The sequence below is a fragment of the uncultured Neglectibacter sp. genome, assembly GCA_937958185.1.
GTDB lineage: Bacteria > Bacillota > Clostridia > Oscillospirales > Acutalibacteraceae > Acutalibacter.
Genome location: CALFFN010000020.1, coordinates 16049 through 35448, shown reverse-complemented (window position 1 = coordinate 35448; position 19400 = coordinate 16049). Strand labels below are relative to the sequence as shown.

Annotated in this window: 16 protein-coding genes and 1 pseudogene; 16 read left to right on the top strand and 1 reads right to left on the bottom strand. The window is 43.7% G+C overall.

The genetic code is table 11. The features are described from left to right. Positions 1-27: 27 nt before the first annotated feature. Both AB8996_RS05660 and AB8996_RS05655 read left to right on the top strand, forming a co-directional pair. Positions 28-1191, top strand: coding sequence for a plasmid recombination protein (locus AB8996_RS05660; RefSeq protein ID WP_369298010.1), 1164 nt, complete (start codon positions 28-30; stop codon positions 1189-1191). A 113-nt stretch (positions 1192-1304) separates the two neighbouring features. Next, entirely contained in the window at positions 1305-2255 is a 951-nt protein-coding gene (locus tag AB8996_RS05655; RefSeq protein WP_369298003.1) for a DUF3658 domain-containing protein, read from the top strand. Between the two features lie 421 nt (positions 2256-2676). Here AB8996_RS05655 and AB8996_RS05650 read toward each other — a convergent pair whose 3' ends face one another. After that, positions 2677-3201, bottom strand: a complete 525-nt coding sequence (locus AB8996_RS05650; RefSeq protein ID WP_369298002.1) for a helix-turn-helix domain-containing protein — start codon at positions 3199-3201, stop codon at positions 2677-2679. 272 nt (positions 3202-3473) lie between these two features. On the opposite strand from AB8996_RS05650, the gene AB8996_RS05645 reads away from it, so the two are divergent. The 14 genes and pseudogenes from AB8996_RS05645 (at position 3474) to AB8996_RS05580 (ending at position 19157) form a co-directional block, all read left to right on the top strand. Next, complete coding sequence (locus tag AB8996_RS05645) at positions 3474-3674, top strand: DNA-binding protein (RefSeq protein WP_369298001.1); 201 nt, start codon at positions 3474-3476, stop codon at positions 3672-3674. Between the two features lie 2 nt (positions 3675-3676). Then, positions 3677-4768, top strand: coding sequence for a tyrosine-type recombinase/integrase (locus AB8996_RS05640; RefSeq protein WP_369298000.1), 1092 nt, complete (start codon positions 3677-3679; stop codon positions 4766-4768). Then, complete coding sequence (locus tag AB8996_RS05635; RefSeq protein ID WP_369297999.1) at positions 4758-5084, top strand: hypothetical protein; 327 nt, start codon at positions 4758-4760, stop codon at positions 5082-5084. The genes AB8996_RS05640 and AB8996_RS05635 overlap by 11 nt, the downstream gene beginning before the upstream one ends. Before the next feature lie 122 nt (positions 5085-5206). After that, a complete protein-coding gene (locus AB8996_RS05630; RefSeq protein ID WP_369297998.1) occupies positions 5207-5605 on the top strand; it encodes an AAA family ATPase in 399 nt (132 codons plus the stop codon). 262 nt (positions 5606-5867) lie between these two features. After that, a complete protein-coding gene (locus AB8996_RS05625) occupies positions 5868-6227 on the top strand; it encodes a hypothetical protein (protein WP_369297997.1) in 360 nt (119 codons plus the stop codon). Positions 6228-6513: 286 nt separating this feature from the next. Next, positions 6514-7671 (top strand): annotated as a pseudogene (locus tag AB8996_RS05620) (plasmid recombination protein). 9 nt (positions 7672-7680) lie between these two features. After that, positions 7681-8058, top strand: coding sequence for a TnpV protein (locus AB8996_RS05615; protein ID WP_369297996.1), 378 nt, complete (start codon positions 7681-7683; stop codon positions 8056-8058). A 145-nt stretch (positions 8059-8203) separates the two neighbouring features. Continuing rightward, complete coding sequence (locus tag AB8996_RS05610) at positions 8204-8422, top strand: helix-turn-helix domain-containing protein (RefSeq protein WP_369297995.1); 219 nt, start codon at positions 8204-8206, stop codon at positions 8420-8422. 14 nt (positions 8423-8436) lie between these two features. Next, a complete protein-coding gene (locus AB8996_RS05605; protein ID WP_369297994.1) occupies positions 8437-11016 on the top strand; it encodes a DNA cytosine methyltransferase in 2580 nt (859 codons plus the stop codon). Between the two features lie 18 nt (positions 11017-11034). Continuing rightward, the gene (locus AB8996_RS05600) at positions 11035-12258 is read left to right on the top strand and encodes a hypothetical protein (RefSeq protein WP_369297993.1); all 1224 of its coding nucleotides are present in this window, start codon (positions 11035-11037) and stop codon (positions 12256-12258) included. 18 nt (positions 12259-12276) lie between these two features. Next, the gene (locus AB8996_RS05595) at positions 12277-12573 is read left to right on the top strand and encodes a hypothetical protein (RefSeq protein ID WP_369297992.1); all 297 of its coding nucleotides are present in this window, start codon (positions 12277-12279) and stop codon (positions 12571-12573) included. A gap of 134 nt (positions 12574-12707) precedes the next feature. Beyond that, positions 12708-13910, top strand: a complete 1203-nt coding sequence (locus AB8996_RS05590) for a Shedu immune nuclease family protein (RefSeq protein ID WP_369297991.1) — start codon at positions 12708-12710, stop codon at positions 13908-13910. Positions 13911-14179: 269 nt separating this feature from the next. Next, complete coding sequence (locus tag AB8996_RS05585) at positions 14180-16741, top strand: NACHT domain-containing NTPase (RefSeq protein WP_369297990.1); 2562 nt, start codon at positions 14180-14182, stop codon at positions 16739-16741. A 412-nt stretch (positions 16742-17153) separates the two neighbouring features. Further along, positions 17154-19157 carry a cytidylate kinase family protein gene (locus tag AB8996_RS05580; RefSeq protein WP_369297989.1) on the top strand — a complete coding sequence of 668 codons (2004 nt, stop codon included), beginning with the start codon at positions 17154-17156 and terminating at the stop codon, positions 19155-19157. Positions 19158-19400: the final 243 nt, after the last annotated feature.

The window sequence follows — 19400 nt, the reverse complement described above, 5'->3', positions numbered from 1 at the left end:
GTTGATTTGAAAAGGACGATTAGCGCCATGGTGGGGCAGGGTTCGGTGAAACACAACAGCAGGGCGTTCAACGCCAAGAACACCGACCCGGAACGCTCCCATCTGAATATAACCTACTGCCACGAAAATATCAAGGCAGTTTTCCATGAGCTGTTTGACGAGGCCCTCAAGCGGTACAACGACAAGCAGACCAGGGCAGACCGCAGGATTGAGGACTACTATGAGAAGATACGTTCCAGTAAGCAGGAAAAGCCGTTCCATGAAATCATCCTGCAAGTGGGCAACAAGGACGACATGAGCGCCGAGGGCGAGGACGGCCGGCTTGCGGCGGCGGTGCTGGACGAGTACATGAGAGGGTTCCAGGAGCGCAACCCCCAGCTTCGGGTGTTCTCCGCTCACCTCCACATGGACGAGGCCACGCCCCATCTGCACATCGACTTTGTGCCATTCACTACCGGGAGCAAGCGGGGTCTGGATACAAGGGTATCGCTGAAACAGGCGTTAGCGGCCCAGGGCTTCAAGGGCGGCACCAGGGGCGACACAGAGTGGAACCAGTGGGTGCGCTCTGAAAAGGAACAGCTTGCCGCCGTGATGGAGCGCCACGGGATAGAGTGGGAGGACAAGGGCACCCATGACAAGCACCTGTCTGTGCTGGACTTCAAAAAGGAGCAGAGGGCGAAAGAGATTGCCAAGCTGGAGGCAGTCAAGGCCAAGAAGCAGGGACAGGTGGAACAGCAGGAGCAACGTCTAAAGGAGCTGGCCCCGGCTGTGAGGAACATGGAACAGTTGGCGGCGCAGTTCTCCGACGACCCGGAGCGGATATTGCCGGAGGCAGGGCCGTTGGAGAGCGCCAAGTCCTACCGGGAGAAGAAAGCCAAGCCCCTGTTGGCGCAGATCGTCAAGGTGCTGCGCTCTTTGTATCGGGCCTATGTCGACTTAAAAGGGAAGTATGAGCGTTTGCAGGGGGACTATGGCCGGGCGAGAGAGGGCAACGAGCGGTTGTCTGACCGCTTGCAGGAGGTAAAGATGGAGAACAAGGCCCTGCGGGGGACAGTTGCCGACTTTGAGCGGGTAAAGCGAGCTTTCGGCCCGGAGGAAGTAGAGCGGGCCGTGGAGGACGCCAGACGGCGAGAGGCGCAAGAACGAGAGCAGAAGAAGGCAAAGCGGAAGTTCAGCCGAGGGGCAAGGTAATGGATAACAGGAGGGCACTTCAAGGAGCGCCCTCCTGATTTATACTTGTCAGCGGGTGATTTTACTGCTATAATTGAGAGCGATAAAAAGGAATTTGAAACGGAGTTTTTATCATGCTACAGGTTGTTTTTTCTGAAAGTGAATGGGGAACATTGAAGATGGCCACGCATTGCAGGCCGTCCAGTTGGGATGATGGGGTGATTGGATTTATTTTCGGTGACGGAGAGAAAGAACCCACTCAGGAAGAGAAAGACCAAGTTATGGCCCGGTTCAAGGCCAAACGGGAGAAGGAGAACCGCCGGGCGCAGCCTGTGGGCGGCAATCCTGGAGATGTACTATGCCCATGCGTGGGATTGGACATCGGCCCCCTCAGCGGCCCTGATGCGGAGAAGGCCCGGTTTGATTTGCTCACAGCTTGGCTGGGGGGCGACTTTCCCCTCCCGGACTGCGACCCGGATGACCATACCCAGCGGGATATGCTCTGGGAACAACGCAAGCGAGACAGGGAGCGGCTTTTAGAGGGTGGAAAACACGGCGAGGCTGTGCGAATTTGGTACAGCAGCGCGCCCTACTCCCTGTGTGGGTTTTATGATGTGCTTTGGCAACTGAGGGACTTTGACTGTCCCGTGACTGCTTTAGAGATGCCCCGGTGGATGCCACTGGGAGATGATACGGTGCAGTCCTGTTTGAACTGGGGGGAACTGTCTCCGGGGGACTGGGCGGCGTATCTGCCTCTGGAGCGGGAAATCCCTAAAAATGTCCGCAGAGCCATCGCTATGGAGTGGTCACAGCTTCGAGAGGAAAATTCACCCTTGCGTGCTGTTGTCAATGGCCGTTTGCACAGTGTAGGGGAGGATTTCTACGATCCATTCATTCGTGCCCAAATCCCTGATGGAATTTTCCGAGTGGCTCATCTCATCGGTGATGTATTGGGGCGGTATCAATTGGGTATCGGCGACTGGTGGATTGCCAAGCGTATTCAAGCTATGGAAACCCAAGGGGAATTGATTACAGTGTCCAAGGGTAACGGCTTCTACCGGAACGAAATGCGTCGAGCGCAATAAAAGAGAACTTACGCTATATCAGGGTGTTTTCTATTGCTGAATACCCTGGGAAACGGTGTAAAAGGTAGTTGTATTCTCCTGCTTTTTGTGATACTATTTTGATACTAAAAAAATTAGCGGCCAAAAATAGCGGGTAAAATATTAACAAATTTGCGAATGTTATGACTGTGAAAGTATAGGAAATACAGCCCCATATAATAGGATTTGTCGAGTGGGAATGATTTCACACCCACGAAAAAGCCCGTAATTACTGGTTCATCGCTTCGGAAAGACCCGATTTGATAGCAAAATGATAGCAGGCTGAAAAATCGCATTTGTTGTGCGTTCCCTGCGGTTTGCGGGTATAATTATCCAATAACATTCAAAAAGGCATTCCTGACCTTTGCAGTCGGGAATGCCTTTTTTGCTGCTTTTTTATCACTTATTTCAGCTTGTCTTTGAACGCTTCCACCAGCGCATCGCTTAACTCTTGTGATGGAACCTTAGCCCAATGCCCAGAAGTATCGTATTTCGGATAGTGATAACGCCAGTAATCATAGTCCTCTTGCGTAATCTCTCCGGCACGCAGCTTTATTGCCTGTTCTGCCCAGGCACAAAGCATTTCGTGAAGCTCGGCAGCGTCCTTGCCCTCGTCCTTGTTGACTTTCAGACAGATTTCCCCGTCGGCTTCGCTGACGGTAAGACCGTAAATATCTTCAAGGGTAAACAGCGTGTGCATAAGACCTATATAGCTGTCAATGTCAGGAACATCAAGAGCTTGCGGGGAAACATCAAGCACCTGCGCCAATGCCGCAGTCAAGTCAGCTTTCGGCGTTCTTGTTCCCGTTTCATACTGCGCCAGCCGAACATCAGCCGATTTTTCGGGAAATCCGACAGCCTGTCCGAGATATTTTTGGGTCATGCCCCGCTTGAGTCTGAAAAAGTGAATCCGCTCTCCGATTGCCATACAGAACGCTCCTTTGCTCTATGTATAGGCCGAGTATAGCAGATATGTTTAGAATAGTCAAGAGAAATCTAAACAGATTTATTTAATATTTTCCTGCAAACCGCTTGACAAAAGCAAATATGCTTAGTATAATGAAATTAAGCTAATAAGTTTAGTATCCGTCGTGCGTCACGTTAATGGCACATCCGCTCGGGCAAATCGGGAGGCGGTCAGAAAGAATCCAGACACGAAAGAATTGAACTATATCCGAAACGGGGGAAGGAGATGGATAGATGGCAGAAACAATGTTTATGCGGGTTGAGGAAGTAGCAGAGGAAATGGGCGTATCTATTCCTTATGCTTATAAGCTCATTCGCAGGCTGAACAGAGAATTGCAGGAAACCGGCTGTATTACCATTGCCGGAAGAATTGACAGAAAGTTCTTTCACGAAAAGTTCTACTGTACAAAGTCAAACAATGAAGGGAGAAATTGAATATGGCAGCATTTAAGAACGAAAAGAACAGGACATGGTTTGTCCAGTTCCGATATACCGACTGGAAAGGAGAGCGTCAGCAGAAGTTCAAACGGGGCTTTGCTACGAAAAAGGAAGCGCAGGAGTGGGAACGGGAGTTCCTTATGCAGAAGCAGGCTGATGTGTCGATGGCCTTTGACAGCTTTGTAGAGCTTTATGAAAAGGACATTCGTCCCAGATTAAAGGAAAACACATGGCTGACCAAGGAGAACATCATCAAGAAGAAAATCGTTCCCTATTTTGAAAAGCGAAAGCTGTGCGAGATCACTGCAAAAGATGTCATTGCATGGCAGAACGAGATCAGGAAGCTGACGGGCAAAAGCGGGAGGCGTCTTTCTCAGACTTATCTGAAAACCGTCCACAATCAGTTAAGCGCCATTTTTAATCACGCTGTTCGATATTACGGCTTGAAATCCAATCCAGCGTCGATAGCAGGCAATATGGGGACTGAGGAGCGAAAAGAGATGAATTTCTGGACGGTGGAAGAATACAGGAAGTTCTCAGAAACGATGATGGACAAAACGGTGTCTTTTTATGCCTTTGAAATGCTCTACTGGTGCGGGATTCGTGAAGGTGAGATGCTGGCGCTGACGCCGGCGGACTTTGACTTCAAGGCCAAAACTGTCACTATCAGCAAGTCCTATCAACGGCTGCACGGCGAGGATGTCATCACGACGCCGAAAACAAAGAAAAGCAACCGTACAATCAAAATGCCGAAGTTCCTTTGTGACGAAATGCAGGAATATATCGGAATGTTCTATTCAGCAGTAGATAATGACCGCCTGTTTCCGGTTTCAAAAAGCTACCTTCACCACGAGATGGACAGGGGCGCAAAGGAAGCAGGGGTCAAGCGTATTAGAATTCACGATCTCAGGCATAGCCATGTTTCGCTATTAATCGAGATGGGATTTACGGCGCTGGCGATTGCGGACAGGCTGGGTCACGAGAGTATTGAAGTCACTTACCGCTACGCTCACCTGTTCCCGTCAAAGCAGGCGGAAATGGCGAACAAGTTAGACGATTTAGGAAAAGAAGGACTGAAAGATGTCAGCTAAGAATGTAGATAACCACAATCGTTGGAGAAATAAGACCGTTGCCTTTCGGGTGTCTCCCGAAGAAGATGAACAGATTGAAAGGTTTGTGAAGCTGTCCGGGTTGACAAAGCAGGACTATATCACAAGGCGACTGCTGTGCCGGGATGTTGTCGTGCAGGGCAATCCGAGGGTGTATAAGGCACTGCGTGACCAGCTTGCCGCTGTACTGAACGAGTTGCGGCGCATTGAGGCAGGGCAAAGCCTTGACGATGAACTGCTTGACATTATCGAAATGATTACCGTCATCATGGACGGCATGAAGGAGGAAAGCGAATGACAGAGGAAAAAGAAAAGACTGTCCTGAATCCATCTGTTGGCGCAGAAAGAGGACAGCCAATTCTATGTACCGACCAAAGTATATCAGAAGCGGCTACCGAAAACAAGGCTTCGTATGAAGAAATGCCCAGGAAATTGAATCGAGTGACAGACCCAGCGTATCTTCCTACGATCTCCATGAGTGAGTTATATGAGAATGTGTATCAGAGCAGACCGAGACCGCCCGTCATAGACGGTCTGCTCTATCCGGGGACATACCTCTTTGCAGGTTCGCCAAAGGTGGGCAAGTCGTTCTTCATGGCGCAGCTTGCCTACCATGTCAGCACAGGAACGCCCTTGTGGGACTTTCCCGTTCATCAGGGAAGCGTTCTCTACCTTTCCTTAGAAGACGATCACCGCCGCCTGCAAAAGAGACTGTATCGAATGTTCGGCGCAGAGGGAACCGACAATCTCCACTTCGCCGTATTTGCAAAGCAACTTGGAGACGGTCTGGAGGAGCAGCTCAAAAAGTTTCTGGAGTAACACCCTGATACAAGGCTCGTCATTATCGATACGCTTCAGAAGATACGGGGGCGAGGGCGGCGAGAAGTACAGCTACTCTAATGATTATGAAGTCATCAGTAAGCTCAAGGCGATTGCGGACAAAACCGGCATTTGCCTCCTGCTGGTACACCACACTCGCAAACAGCAGGCGGACGATAAGTTTGATATGATTTCCGGTACAAATGGCTTGCTGGGTTCGGCAGACGGGGCATTTCTTCTTTACAAGGAGAACAGGACGAGTATGGCGGCAGTCCTTGATGTTTCAGGCAGAGATCAGCAAGACCAGCGTCTATATCTGAGCAGGAACAAGGAACATCTCACTTGGGAGCTGGAAGAAGTCGAAACGGAGATCTGGGTGGAACCACCTGACCCTGTTCTTGAGGCGGTGGCAAAGGTTGTGACTGCGGATAATCCTGAGTGGCAGGGTACAGCGTCCGAGCTGATTGCCCTCACCAATCTTGACATGAAGCCGAACACTTTGACCCTGCGGCTGAATGTCAATGCGGGGCGGCTCATGAGCGAGTACCGTATCGCCTATGAGAGCAGCCGCACTCACGCCGGACGGAGGGTGAAGCTGGCGCTTCAGCCTGCGGTGGCGTGACGATGGTGACGGTCGTGACGATGTTTAGACAGCGGGTGGCGGTATTCAAAAGACCGTCACCATCGTCACGACCGTCACAGCAAAAGTTTAGACGGGGTTGTAAGGGTGTCCTTTTCAAAGGACAGCCCTTACCCCTCGGAGAGCGCAAAACTCGCTTGCGGGTTGCATTTTTGATAGCTCTGCTGTCAAAAGTGCTTTTGCGTTACTCTTGCCAAGAGTAACAGAAGCCCGGCTGACGCCGGATAAGGAAAAGGAAGTGATTTTTATAAAGAGAACGATCAGTGCAATGGTGGGGAAAGGCTCGGTTAATCACAACAGCCGTAAGTTTCGGGCGGAGAATGTGGACGGTGAGCGTACCTATCTCAATATCGATTAATGCAATGAAAACATCAAAAAGGTCTACCACGAACTCTTTGATGAAGCCCTCCAAAGGTACAACGAAAAGCAGACCAGAGCGGACAGAAAGGTAGAAAACTACTATGAGAAAACCCGAAACTCGAAGCAGGAAAAGCCATTTCATGAACTCATTTTGCAGATTGGCGATAAGGAAAATATGAGTGCCGAAAGTGAAAACGGAGAGCTTGCAAGGCGGATTTTGGACGAGTATTATCGTAGCTTTCAGGAGCGCAATCCTCAACTACGGGTGTTCTCAGCTCACCTCCATATGGACGAGGCTACGCCCCATCTGCACATTGATTTTGTGCCGTTTACCACTGGCAGCAAGAGAGGGCTTGATACCCGTGTATCTCTGAAACAGGCGTTAGCTACGCAGGGATTCAAGGGCGGCACCAGAGGTGATACAGAGTGGAACCAATGGGTACAGTCCGAAAAAGAGCAGCTTGCAGTAGTTATGGAACGTCACGGAATTGAGTGGGAACACAAGGGAACCCATGAGCAGCACCTCGGCGTTTTAGACTATAAAAAGCAGGAGCGTCAAAAGGAAGTAGAGGCCCTTGAAGAGCAAATTGCCACTAAAAAGGATGAGGTCAGAAGCCTTGGGAAACGAGTACAGAACTTTGATGGTGGACTGAAAGATTTACAAAATTTGGAGCAGGCTTTGGACTTTGACGAGGCGTTTCAGCTCCCAGAGCCACAAGGCTTGATGACCGCTAAAACCTACAAATCCAAGTTTGCCGAACCTCTGGTAAAGAAGCTGAAATCCCTTGTGAAAAAGGTTTTAGCCAGATGTTTTGAAGCGTTGGACAACTATCATCGGCTGAATACGGACAATGGCAGGCTCTATCGAGAGAACGAAAAGTTGGGAAAACTTAATGACCGGCTGAAAGATGAAAACAAGAATCTACGGTCAGAGGTCAAAGATTACAAGCTGCTCCGTAAGGTATTCGGCAGCAGGCAGATCGACGATTTGCTTGCAAAAGCAAGAGAATCACAACAGTCTAAACAGCGTGAAAAGCGCTTTAGAAAATCCAATTATGAAAGGTAGGCACAAGCGATGGAAAAGAAAATCTACGATGAGAAAAACGGCCTTTGGTACGAGTTGATGGGGGATTATTATCTGCCCTGTCTGAAACTCCCCGAAGAAGAACAGCGGCTTGTGGACATATGGGGACAGCGGCACCTGCGCTATATCAGAGAGCACAAGAAGGGGCTGCACTTCTCGCTACTGACCTCCGGCAAGCTGAACGGCTACCTTGCCGACATCGACCAGCAGGCGCAGGAAATGTATCTTCGGCTGGTGGAACAGATGGCAGAGAGTGAGGGGGTAACGGAAAAGCTCAAAGCGGAAAACCAGATGAAATGGGGCGGATTGATGAACAATATCGCTGACAGGGCAAGAGAGATTGTAAATGCAGAATTGATCCATGTATAATTTTAAGGGCGGAAGACTATAAACGGTCTGCCGCCCTTGATCTTTTATGTGTGTTATGTTATACTGATCTCAAATTCAGCGATTGCAGAATTGGATTCAGCATATTTTGAATTTCATTTTGATTTTAAGATATGGAGTCGAAGACATGGCTGTGAGCTACAAAAAGTTATGGAAAATCCTAATTGATAGAGACATGAAAAAGAAAGATTTGTGCGTTGCGGCAGGTATTAGCCATGCTTCAATGGCGAAGTTAGGAAAAGGCGAAAATGTTACTGTTGATGTATTGGTGAGAATTTGCTCTGCTCTTGACTGCGGAATAGAAGATATTATGGAATTGATTCCCGACGGTAGCCAAGTAATGTAATGGTGGTACAAGATATGAAACCAAATAACAAACTTACATACATTAGCTTATTTAGCAGTGCCGGGGTCGGATGCTACGGATTTAAGCTGGAGGGATTCGATTGTGTAGCAACAAACGAGTTGATTGCAAGAAGATTGGATATCCAAAGGTATAATAAGAAATGCAAATATGAAAGCGGATATATCTGCGGAGACATAACGGAAAGCAGTACAAAATCCGCATTGTATTCACAGATTGACTTGTGGCAGAAAAAAGAAAAGGTTTCTCGCATTGATGTTGTGGTTGCAACGCCCCCTTGTCAGGGAATGTCTGTTGCGAATCATAAAAAAAGTTCTACGGAAATTGTTAGAAACTCGTTAGTGATAGAGTCCATCAAAATTATAAAGCAGATTAATCCTCGCTTCTTTATTTTCGAGAATGTCCCAGCGTTTATGAAAACAATTTGTACAGATATTGATGGTGTGAATAAAACTATTGCAGAAGCTATTGAAAACAGTTTGGGTGCAAAGTATTCATATGTTTCTCGCATTATAAATTTCAAAGATTACGGGGCTTGTTCGAGCCGACAACGAACCGTAGTCATTGGTGTGTCTAAAGATTGTGCAGATGAAGTCTCTCCGTTGGAACTGTACCCAGATCTCGTGGCAGAAAAAACGCTTCGTCAAGTGATCGGAGCATTAAAACCTCTAAAGGAGTTCGGAGAAATTGATGAGAATGATATTTATCATTCTTTTAGAGTGTACCCCGAACATATGAGAGTATGGGTTGCCGACATAAAAGAGGGACAGTCGGCGTTTGACAATACTGAAGATTGTAAAAAACCACATCAAGTTAAGGATGGGAAAATCGTTATCAATCAACAGAAGAACGGGGACAAGTATAAGCGTCAGTATTGGGATAAAGTTGGTCCCTGTATCCATACAAGAAATGATCAGATGGCAAGTCAGAATACGATCCACCCCTGCGATGATAGAGTTTTCAGCATCAGAGAACTTATGATGATGATGACTGTTCCATACTCGTTTAAATGGGTAAATACCGACTTGGATACGCTCAATCATCTTCCATACGCCAAGAAAAGAGCATTCTTGAAAAAGGAAGAAATCAAAATCAGACAGTCTTTGGGTGAGGCTGTTCCTACGGCAATTTTCCAGTCCATTGCCAAGAAAATGGCTGAGGCATTGCGGCATTTGCCCATAAATACAGCTACAATCAATAAGATTATAAGGGAATATGGCTTGTCTGATATAGAAAAACTCAAAGAGTTTATCGCAGAAAATGTCTTGTCATTATCGGCTGCAACTTTGGGCAAGATTGCAGAGATGGCAAACACAAGTCGTACTGACAATGCTGCTTTTTTTACAAGTAAAACGCTCATCACAGAAATGATGAAATCACTACCTGATACAGATCAAGAAACGATTAGAATCCTTGAACCCTCCGTTGGTGTTGGGAATTTCATTCCCCTTATTGTTAAGAAATTTGAGGGCAAAAGAGTGATTCTTGATGTCGTGGATATTGATAAACACAGCTTGGAAATCGCAAAGCTGATATTGACTAACTATGATATTCCTGATAGCTGTACAATCAATTACATTACAGACGACTTTTTATTGCATGATTTTGAAGAACGATACAATTACATAATCGGAAACCCGCCATTTTACAAGATTGCATCTAACAACACATTACTGAGTGTATACCGCAAACAGTCAATCAACAGAGATACTACCAACATTTGCTCATTTTTTCTTGATAAAGCACTGACCATCGGCAACTATGTTGCACTGGTTTTTCCGAAATTCTTGCTGAATACGCCGGAGTTTACTAAAACAAGAGAATATCTGTCAGAAAAAGCTGTTGAGTGCATCATCGACTTCGGGGAAAAAGGATTTCCCGGTGTGCTGGTCGAAACCTTAGCTATTTTTATTAACAACCAACGCCGTCCCTCAAATACTCGGATAACTTCCATTACGCATGGTATTTATCTTAATCAGCCGCAAAGCTATATTTTTGATAGAAAGCTACCCTACTGGATTATTTATCGTAACAGCGAGTTTGACAAGGTGTGTAAACAGTTAGATTTCAATGTGTTCAGGGTGTTTAGAGATCGACAGATAACAAACAAGTTGCTGTCAGATGTAGGTGACATTAGAGTTTTGAAATCTCGCAATATCAGCGATGATGGAAAAACAATTCTTGATATTGATGGGTATGATTCTTATATATCCTCTGCATCTGCAAGACCTCTTTCTGTGTTTGAATACCTACAGAAAGACAATGTCTATCTTACGCCCAACATGACATATAAGCCCCGCATGATGAAAAAGCCGAAAAATACCCTTGTAAACGGATCATTGGCTATTCTTGTGCCCAAAAACGACATTGTACTTACAGAGGAACAAATGAAGTACTTTTCTACATCGGAATATAGGCGATTTTATCATGTGGCAAGAAATTATCAAACAAGGTCTTTGAATGTAGATGCTTGTTCAGTATTCTTTTACGGGTTATTACGAAAAGAAGAAAAGTCTGCTCCCATAACGGAAATGCTGTCTGAGCAAGAAAACATCCAATTATCTATATTGGACTAACGGAAAGAGGTGAACGACATGTTGACGCAACAAGCGATTGTAGATTTTTGCAATCAGTATGATTATGACATAAGGAAAAGTGGTAATGGCAGATGGATTGACCAGAAATGTGCTGCAGATGTTGTTACCGTTGTTGCAGACTGTATCTACAACTATGCTCTTCAGGATAAGGACAGCATATTTACAACGCTGGAAATCTGGCACTATCAATATACCGTCGAAAATGTTGAGGCCATTTTTAAGAAACCTGGTGTTGAAAGTGAAGCAGCCCGAAACGAATATGACAAATTCTTTCAGCAGCCTATGGAGATGTTAGCAAATGCAAATGTCTTGAAGAAAACGAAGCGAGGAAACCGAAATTTCTATCAAGTCAATAATCTCGAAATTCTTGAGTACATTGCCTTGCGAGAAAGAAACGCTCTGTTTTTCTTGAAAACCTATATTGAGAAAGTTTTAAGGGATAGTGGTATTTATTCTGCTTTCGATGAGTTCTTTAGAACGCAGACAAAGGATACATACCAATATGCCAAAGAGACTTTTTCAAGCTTTATAATCAAGCATACAAAAATCAACGGTGTTGTGGAATGCAACCGTATTTTCATCAAAGTGCTTAATCCTTTGGCATATTTCAACAATTCACATGGTACAGAGAAAAGACGCCTCTCCGAGCAGATCATTACCTATGATATGCTGATGTACAATCGAAACAACTTTAGAGATGTGTATGCTGACAAGCCAAAAGGTGTTACAAGAAAAGAATACGCAACGGCTCACCCTGCCGAAGTTAATGAAGCTTACTACCACTATCAATCCGCAAAGGCGAAAAGGTATCTCCGCCTGTTTAACGACCAAAATCGTGCCGGACAAAGCGAGCATCTTGAAGTAGCTCATATGCGTGATAAAGCAATCCATATGCACCACATTTTTCCGGAAGCTATTTATCCTGAAATTTGCTACTACTTAGAGAATATCATTGCTCTTACACCTACACAGCATTTGAATTATGCCCATCCCAATGGACATACGCAAGAGATCGACGAACAGTATCAGCATTTGCTGCTTCTTTCCAAAGTAGACCGTATCTACGAGAACTTGACAAATGCCGCTGTTGAGAAAATATATGAGTTCTCGAATTTCTTGTTTGTACTCAATGTGGGTTTCGATAATGACGATGTACTGGAAATTACGGATATGGACTTTTCTTCGGTTATCAACGCCATCAATGTGCATTATGCAGCATAAATGAAAGGAATGAAAAGGATGAGTCAACTTATTTACGGAAGAGACGGGCAAGTTCATTTTGATAGTGAAGAGGAAAAACAAATTGCAATAGAATATATTTTACATTCGCCTAATGTTGATTTCAATATTCATGAAAACAACCAAGAGCAAGGTGCGTGGGGACCAGAAGATAGGATACACTTCAGGAGTGAAGACGGCGTTCCAGAGTGTTTGAAACGCATTATGACTGCTGGGAATGGCTCATTATATGGTCGCATTAACTGTGCAGAGTTTTGTGCAGAAATACGTGCTATAGCTAATAATCAAAATCTGTAAACCGTTGCGATAAGCTTCTCATATGATATAACGCAGTTATAAGAGCTGTATGCATCAACAGAGAGCGACTTCAGTTGTCTTTCATTTGTGGAGGCATTATGCGTATAGACTTTAGGCCAACAGAAGTTCATGATATGAGTGAAAATGCTATAGATGTTGTATCTACCTCTGCACAAACAGCGGATGCTTCACCAATAGTATTGAATCACACAGACTTTCTGAGATTCAGATTTGTTCCTACATTGGTAGATAATCCGAAAGAGCCACAAAAATCAGTTTCAGGGAAATTGTTTTATGAAAAGAAGCAAAAAAGTGAGTCGCTCTTTCCGAGCGAGAAAGGAGATGCTTCAGAAAAAGTATCCCGTGGTTCGGTAAAAGTCGGAGATTGGATGGAAATCAAATTTAACACCAGCGAAACATATGCATTGTATACTGGGTTGAAGTCTCTGTATGAGCTTTATGAAAACATGGGAGAAATACCTTATGGTTCCGCCACTTTTGCCAGAGTAGATAGCAGCTTCAAACAGTTTTTATCTATAATACAGACTGACCCATCGGCTGCAAGAATGATTGGCGATGCAGATAACTATGAGCTCGTAAAACTTCTGCTGCGCTTAATTACACAAGCTGATTCTCGCGATTCTTTAAGAAAAAGCCTTTCAGAGTTGCAGGATGATAACCTGCAACACCTCTCGTCAACGCTGAATATTGAAAAACTTCAGCGGGTATCAACCCTTATGGAAAACAATCTTGGCAACGATGATGAGGAATTCTGGCAGACTGAAATTTTCAAGGAAAACCAGTGGGTCTTGGCACAGATATTTAGCTGCCCCTGTACTATCTTTGAAGACAAAGCATATGTCGGAGGGAAAAGTATTAGCAATAGCGGTGGAAATCTTTGTGATTTTATCTATCGGAATAGGCTGTCACAAAATATTGCTCTTATAGAAATCAAAACTCCCTGTACAGAGATAATCGGTAACCAATATCGAGGAACATTCAGCCTTAGTCATGAATTGAGCGGCGCAGTCAATCAAGTCCTAAACTATCGTGATAATCTGACTAAAGAATACTACTCGCTGTGCCATAATGGTGATGCACCGTTTGAGGTTCTTATGCCGAAATGTGTGGTTGTTATTGGCAAAATATCATCTTTGACCGTTGATCAAATAGCAGCTTTTGAAAACTTTAGGAATAGCTTAAACAATGTCATGATAATAACATTTGATGAACTACACAGAAAAATTGCAGATCTGATTTCTATTCTCTCCCAAGATGAAAACGCTACAGAGGATGAGTTGGAAGAAAATGCTGATTTGGATAGTCTTCCCTTTTAAAAGCAAAGAAACTCCGAAGCCTAATTTATATTGATAGCATCCGAGTGATAGCTATTTGATAGCAAACGTCTGAATACCTTGGAGAATCTGGATAATACATATCATTTCGTATCAAATCGAGTCAAAGCTCCAAAGCGAAACCAGTTAATATCGGTTTTGCACTTAGGAGTGGGAATGATGAAATGAGTTTGAGGAACTTCCACTATGTAACGGAGAAGTATTGTTTTGCACACATTACTGAGTTTTTTAAGAGAAGAGAGGAATAGGAAATGGATGTTGTGGTTTCAAACGTAGGATGTAGCATTTTGGCGTCAATTATTTATGATGTTAGCAAGGTTTATTTAGGAAAATTCATCTATAGAAGCGAGGAGTTTTCGATAAAGAAAGTAGAAAAATTGTTTCAGGAAAAATTGGATAGTAAGTTTGAAGTTCTATATATGTCAGGAGAATTTAATTTTTTTATTCAGACGCCTTTTTTTAAAGATACGATTGAAAATTATATCATATATAAAGTAACCGGAAATTGTGAAGGCAACATTCTCCAGATAAAGAAAACTGCTAAGCTAATTGGAGAAAAGGATGTCATTGATTTTTTATCTGATTACTTGATTCGCGAATATTACAAAAGTGCTTTAAATGTACCTTCCAAGACGCTCGTACGAAATTTTTTTGAAAACTATTTTGAAGTTGCAACAAATTGCATTGTATCCTCTTTTAATGATGAAGACAAAATGAATGTATTTCTGATTAATCGAAGGATAGATTTTGCACAGGAAAACATTTTGCTAAGGCTTAATGAAACGATTGAAACAATAAATCGCACAATGAAGTGCGAAATTATTCCTGTGAAAGATACATATGACGATTATGTAAAAAAATACCACGGGATACTTAAAACTATAAATTCTAAAGCACATGTATATCTTTTAGATACATTTGAGTTTTCAGAGTTTTATGTGCCACCTTTTTTAAGACATCTTTCTTCAGAATCGGAAGTGAAAGAGCGTACTCGTTTGGTACGTCGAGATCGTTTATTATATGCAAAACATCAGGCAGGGATCGAAACCGATGATTACTTTGATGATTGGAAACATATTTTTGACTCTAATAGCATAGTATATGTTACAGGAGGAGCCGGCTATGGCAAATCTCTGTTTCTTAAAAAGATTATAAATGATTTTTGCAATATGAATATATTAAACAGCTCAGAGTATTTGGTTATCTATGGAGATTTGAAGTCTTTTTATGCAGAAAGCAATCAACCCGTTTCAATAGTGAAATTTTTACAGAATAGCATGGTTAAAGAAACATTGATGGACGAAAAAAATTTTTCGGTTGATATGATAGAATATTATATAAAAATGGGGAGATGTTTATTATTATTTGATGCTTTAGATGAGGTTGAGAGAGAAAAGAGAGAAGAATTGCATAAAAAAATAATTGCTTATTTTAAAAATCAAAATCCCAATAATAAAATATGTATTACGTCACGCAATAGAGGATTTATTCCCGAAAAGGATGTGGAGGTTTTTGATATTTTGCCTTTGGATAAAATCCAGATAGAAGCTTATGTGGATAATATTATTAAGCTAGGACGATTTGATGCTAAAGATAAGGAAACATTTCTTGAACAATCAAGTATTTTGGTTGATAAAGGTTTTCTGAATAGTTTTTTAGTACTTTCATTATTGATTAACATATATAAAGCAGAAAGAGAACTTCCAGAAAATAAAATGGAACTGTATCAAAAGTGCTTTGATTATATAGCATATAGAAGAGAAAAAGAAAAAACAAAGGCAAAATTTAATTGGGATTTAATTTCGTGCATGATGAAAGATAATACATTTATGGAATTAGCTAGAATGTGCTTTCCCAACAATAATGATGTTGGCAAAGACGAAATTGTTGCTATGTTATGTAAGACATATAGAGGTAAATATAATTCGGATGCAGAAACTGAGCTTGCAGCGAATCACTTTTTATTATTCTGCTCAGATAGGACAGAGTTATTTGTACCAGCAGCAGGTGAGGATAGATTTAAATTTTTTCACAGATCCTTTTTCGAATATTTCTATTCGCAGTACATCTTTTTAAGAATAAGGGATGTAAAAAACGTATATAAGTCATTACAACAATTTGATGTAGATTCAGAAGTTTTCGAGTTGACTCTTGCAATGATGAAGCAAAAGGATGAACCAAGATATCAGAAACTAATGGAGTATATGTTTAGTAAACTGGAGACGGAAACAAGAGAGCAGAGCAAAAGCTTAAGTACATTTAATATTTTAACATTAGGAATGCAAGTAGTTGATGATAATATATATTTGAAAAAATATATTGATTACTTATGTCAAAATAGTGAAAGAGTAGTAGATAACATCGAGCTCATTCCAAATCAGGGGGTTATATACAGTATTATAGTTAATAATAATTTTATTCAACAAATTATCGACGCATATGGAGATTACGCAAAATTGCGAGTTGTAGAAACGTTATTGGAGGAACTCTCAGAGATTGCGCAGGTAATTAATAGAAAAGTATTTGAAGAACTTCCTAATGAGGAAAAACAAAACTATATTAGCTATAGATTTTATGGGGGGGATGGGAATTCTTTTTATTCGAGACTATATATTGAATATGCTGAATATAGGGACTTATTGCTAAGATTATCTAGAGATGAGTTAGAGACATTGCATTCGAGATGTAAAATTTCTAAAAGGGAAAGAGAAAGAAATATGAAATTATATAATAAGTATCAAGCATTTGATGAAGAAACCAAAGAAATGTTTCAAAATGTAATATCGCATTCAATCCATATAAATAAAAACTAAATCTGGAAAATGATATTGCGTTTTCAAAACAAAACTGCTTGCTTTAATTGTTAAACTATGTATGGCAACAAAAAATCGGATAGCCTGTGCTTTACCGATAATACAAATAATGCAGATACGGCCTGCTAAATCTCATAAACAGACTTGTTTAGAATTGGTTTAGCAGAAGCGAGTGGGAATAAGGCATCAGGTGTAGGAAGATGGAAAGCGGCAACAGCAAAATGATATGCTTTCCCTTCATGGATCGGCCCCTTGACAAAAGCGGGTTTTTCAGTTAAAATATGGAAGTCGAACAGCTGGAAGAGCGTAGAATCACGACGGTTCTACGTTCTTTTTTTCTTGTTCTTCGCAGTTTTCAGGCAGCTTTCTCTCTGATAAAGACTCCAAAGTAAATGATTTTCAGGAGGATTTTATGAATCAGTCAGAAAAGAGCCAGTTTCTTGGGACGGAAAAAATCGGAAAGCTTATGCTGAAATTTTCCATTCCCTGTGTACTCTCTCTGCTCGTCAGCGCACTTTACAATATTGTTGACCAGATTTTCATTGGCAACAGTGAATTGAGCGCGCTGGGAAATGCGGCGACAGGCGTTGTCTTTCCGATTTTCATTATCGCGCAGGCATTTGCCTGGTGCTTTGGAGACGGCTGCGCCGCTTACCTGAATATCTGTCAGGGCAAAAAGGACACACAGTCCGCACACAGGGCAATTGGGACAGGGATCATCGTCACGCTGGTCGCCAGTATTGTGCTGATGGCGGTATTTTTTCCGCTGAAGACGCAGCTTTTGACGCTTTTCGGCGCTTCGGAAAACAGCATTGGCATGGCGATCGAATACTTCAACATCATTTTAGCGTTTTTCCCTGTGTACATGCTGTCTAACATGATGAACGCCGTTGTTCGCGCGGACGGAAGCCCCGCCTGGTCCATGGCTTCCATGGCGGTTGGCGCCATAATAAACATCATTTTAGACCCTACCTTTATTTTTGGTCTGCATTGGGGCATGAGGGGCGCCGCCCTCGCTACGGTGATCGGTCAGCTGGTTTCCTTTGTGATAAGCTTCGCCTATTTCTTCCGCACCAGAACCTTCCGGCTTACCAGGAAAAGCTTTGTTCCCGATTTCAAAGCCTTTTCCGGCGCTCTGAAGCTGGGAGCTTCTTCCTTCATTACACAGATGACTATTGTTATTATCTCGCTGGTCTGCAACATCACGCTGGCAAAATACGGCGCAATGTCCCATTACGGCGTGGATATCCCTATTGCGATCATCGGGATCGAAAGCAAAGTGTTTACCGTGGTCATCAATCTGGTGGTCGGGATCGTTCTCGGCTGTCAGCCGATCATCGGCTATAACATGGGCGCAAATCATTACGGCAGAGTAAAGCAGCTGTACAGATACATTCTTTTTTGCACGGTTGTGATCGGCGTAATTTCCACCCTGCTGTTTGAGCTGGCGCCGCAGGCGGTCGTCGGCATTTTCGGAACGCCCACGAATATACCGAACCCCGAAGATTATTGGGTCTTTGCCGAAAAGACCTTCCGCATCTTCCTTTCGCTGGTCACCTTCACCTGCGTGATAAAAATGACCTCCATTTTCTTCCAGGCGGTGGGCAAACCGGCACAGGCGGTCATTTCTTCCATGATACGGGACATTGTTTGCTTTATTCCTCTGATTCTGGTGCTGCCCGTCTTCTTCGGCATCGAGGGAATTCTGTTCGCCGCGCCGATCGCGGATTTCGTCGCCATGATCGTGGCGGCAGCCCTGACCATAGCATTTATGCGGTCACTGAAGCCAAAACAAAGGGAAGAGCAGGGAGAAGCTGTTTTGAAGCCCTCCAGGCAGGGCGTCATCATTACGATCGGCAGGGAACACGGTTCGTCCGGCAAGCAGATCGGCAAGTTGGTCGCCGAAACGCTGGGTATCCCCTTCTATTACAAGGAAATGACGGCGCTGGCGGCGCAGGAAAGCGGTCTGGACAAGGAGTTTATCTCAGACATCAACGCAAATTCTCCCGCTGTGCTGCACAGCCTTTATCTGAGCACAGAGGTGATGCAGCAGGCGATCGCCGCTCAAGATAAGGTGATCCGCAAAATTGCCGATGAGGGCAGCTGCGTCATAGTCGGCAGAGCCGCCGACTATGTGCTGCGCGAGTATAAAAACGTCGTCCATATCTTTGTCTATGCCCCAGCAGAATACCGCGTACAGCGTGTGATGCAGGTGTATGGGGACGGTTTGGAAGAAGCGAGGAAGAATATCCGCCGTTCCGATGAGGCAAGAGCGGCATATTACAAAAATATTTCGGGACAATCCTGGGGGGATCGTCACAACTATGATCTGCTCATAGACAGCTCTGTCGGCGCGGAGGACTGCGCTACGGCGATCTGCCAGTATGTAATGAGCACGAAGACAAAAAATAATTGATTGGAAAGCGGCGGTCACTGTGAAAAGTTTCCGCCGCTTTTGCCGGACAGAGAAGGGGGATTATGAAAAAAGCAGAGCGGGCGTGCTCCCTATGTGCGGCAGAAAAGCGTGCCTTTTGAAATTTGCTGTTAGCGGGCGGCGGAGTGCAGATGGAAAGCGCATTTGTTGTGCATTTCCTGCAATTTACAGGTGAAGTTATCTGAATACAGTAAAAAGGCATTACTGACTTTTGCAGTCGGTAAT

Excerpts from the sequence above, each read along its gene's own strand:
- AB8996_RS05585 (WP_369297990.1), top strand. The coding sequence starts at position 14,180 with ATGGATGTTGTGGTTTCAAACGTAGGATGTAGCATTTTGGCGTCAATT.
- AB8996_RS05645 (WP_369298001.1), top strand. The coding sequence starts at position 3,474 with ATGGCAGAAACAATGTTTATGCGGGTTGAGGAAGTAGCAGAGGAAATG.
- AB8996_RS05625 (WP_369297997.1), top strand. The coding sequence starts at position 5,868 with ATGGCGGCAGTCCTTGATGTTTCAGGCAGAGATCAGCAAGACCAGCGT.
- AB8996_RS05600 (WP_369297993.1), top strand. The coding sequence starts at position 11,035 with ATGTTGACGCAACAAGCGATTGTAGATTTTTGCAATCAGTATGATTAT.
- AB8996_RS05595 (WP_369297992.1), top strand. The coding sequence starts at position 12,277 with ATGAGTCAACTTATTTACGGAAGAGACGGGCAAGTTCATTTTGATAGT.
- AB8996_RS05640 (WP_369298000.1), top strand. The coding sequence starts at position 3,677 with ATGGCAGCATTTAAGAACGAAAAGAACAGGACATGGTTTGTCCAGTTC.
- AB8996_RS05660 (WP_369298010.1), top strand. The coding sequence starts at position 28 with ATGGTGGGGCAGGGTTCGGTGAAACACAACAGCAGGGCGTTCAACGCC.
- AB8996_RS05615 (WP_369297996.1), top strand. The coding sequence starts at position 7,681 with ATGGAAAAGAAAATCTACGATGAGAAAAACGGCCTTTGGTACGAGTTG.
- AB8996_RS05580 (WP_369297989.1), top strand. The coding sequence starts at position 17,154 with ATGAATCAGTCAGAAAAGAGCCAGTTTCTTGGGACGGAAAAAATCGGA.
- AB8996_RS05605 (WP_369297994.1), top strand. The coding sequence starts at position 8,437 with ATGAAACCAAATAACAAACTTACATACATTAGCTTATTTAGCAGTGCC.
- AB8996_RS05590 (WP_369297991.1), top strand. The coding sequence starts at position 12,708 with ATGAGTGAAAATGCTATAGATGTTGTATCTACCTCTGCACAAACAGCG.
- AB8996_RS05655 (WP_369298003.1), top strand. The coding sequence starts at position 1,305 with ATGCTACAGGTTGTTTTTTCTGAAAGTGAATGGGGAACATTGAAGATG.
- AB8996_RS05610 (WP_369297995.1), top strand. The coding sequence starts at position 8,204 with ATGGCTGTGAGCTACAAAAAGTTATGGAAAATCCTAATTGATAGAGAC.
- AB8996_RS05630 (WP_369297998.1), top strand. The coding sequence starts at position 5,207 with ATGCCCAGGAAATTGAATCGAGTGACAGACCCAGCGTATCTTCCTACG.
- AB8996_RS05650 (WP_369298002.1), bottom strand. The coding sequence starts at position 3,201 with ATGGCAATCGGAGAGCGGATTCACTTTTTCAGACTCAAGCGGGGCATG.
- AB8996_RS05635 (WP_369297999.1), top strand. The coding sequence starts at position 4,758 with ATGTCAGCTAAGAATGTAGATAACCACAATCGTTGGAGAAATAAGACC.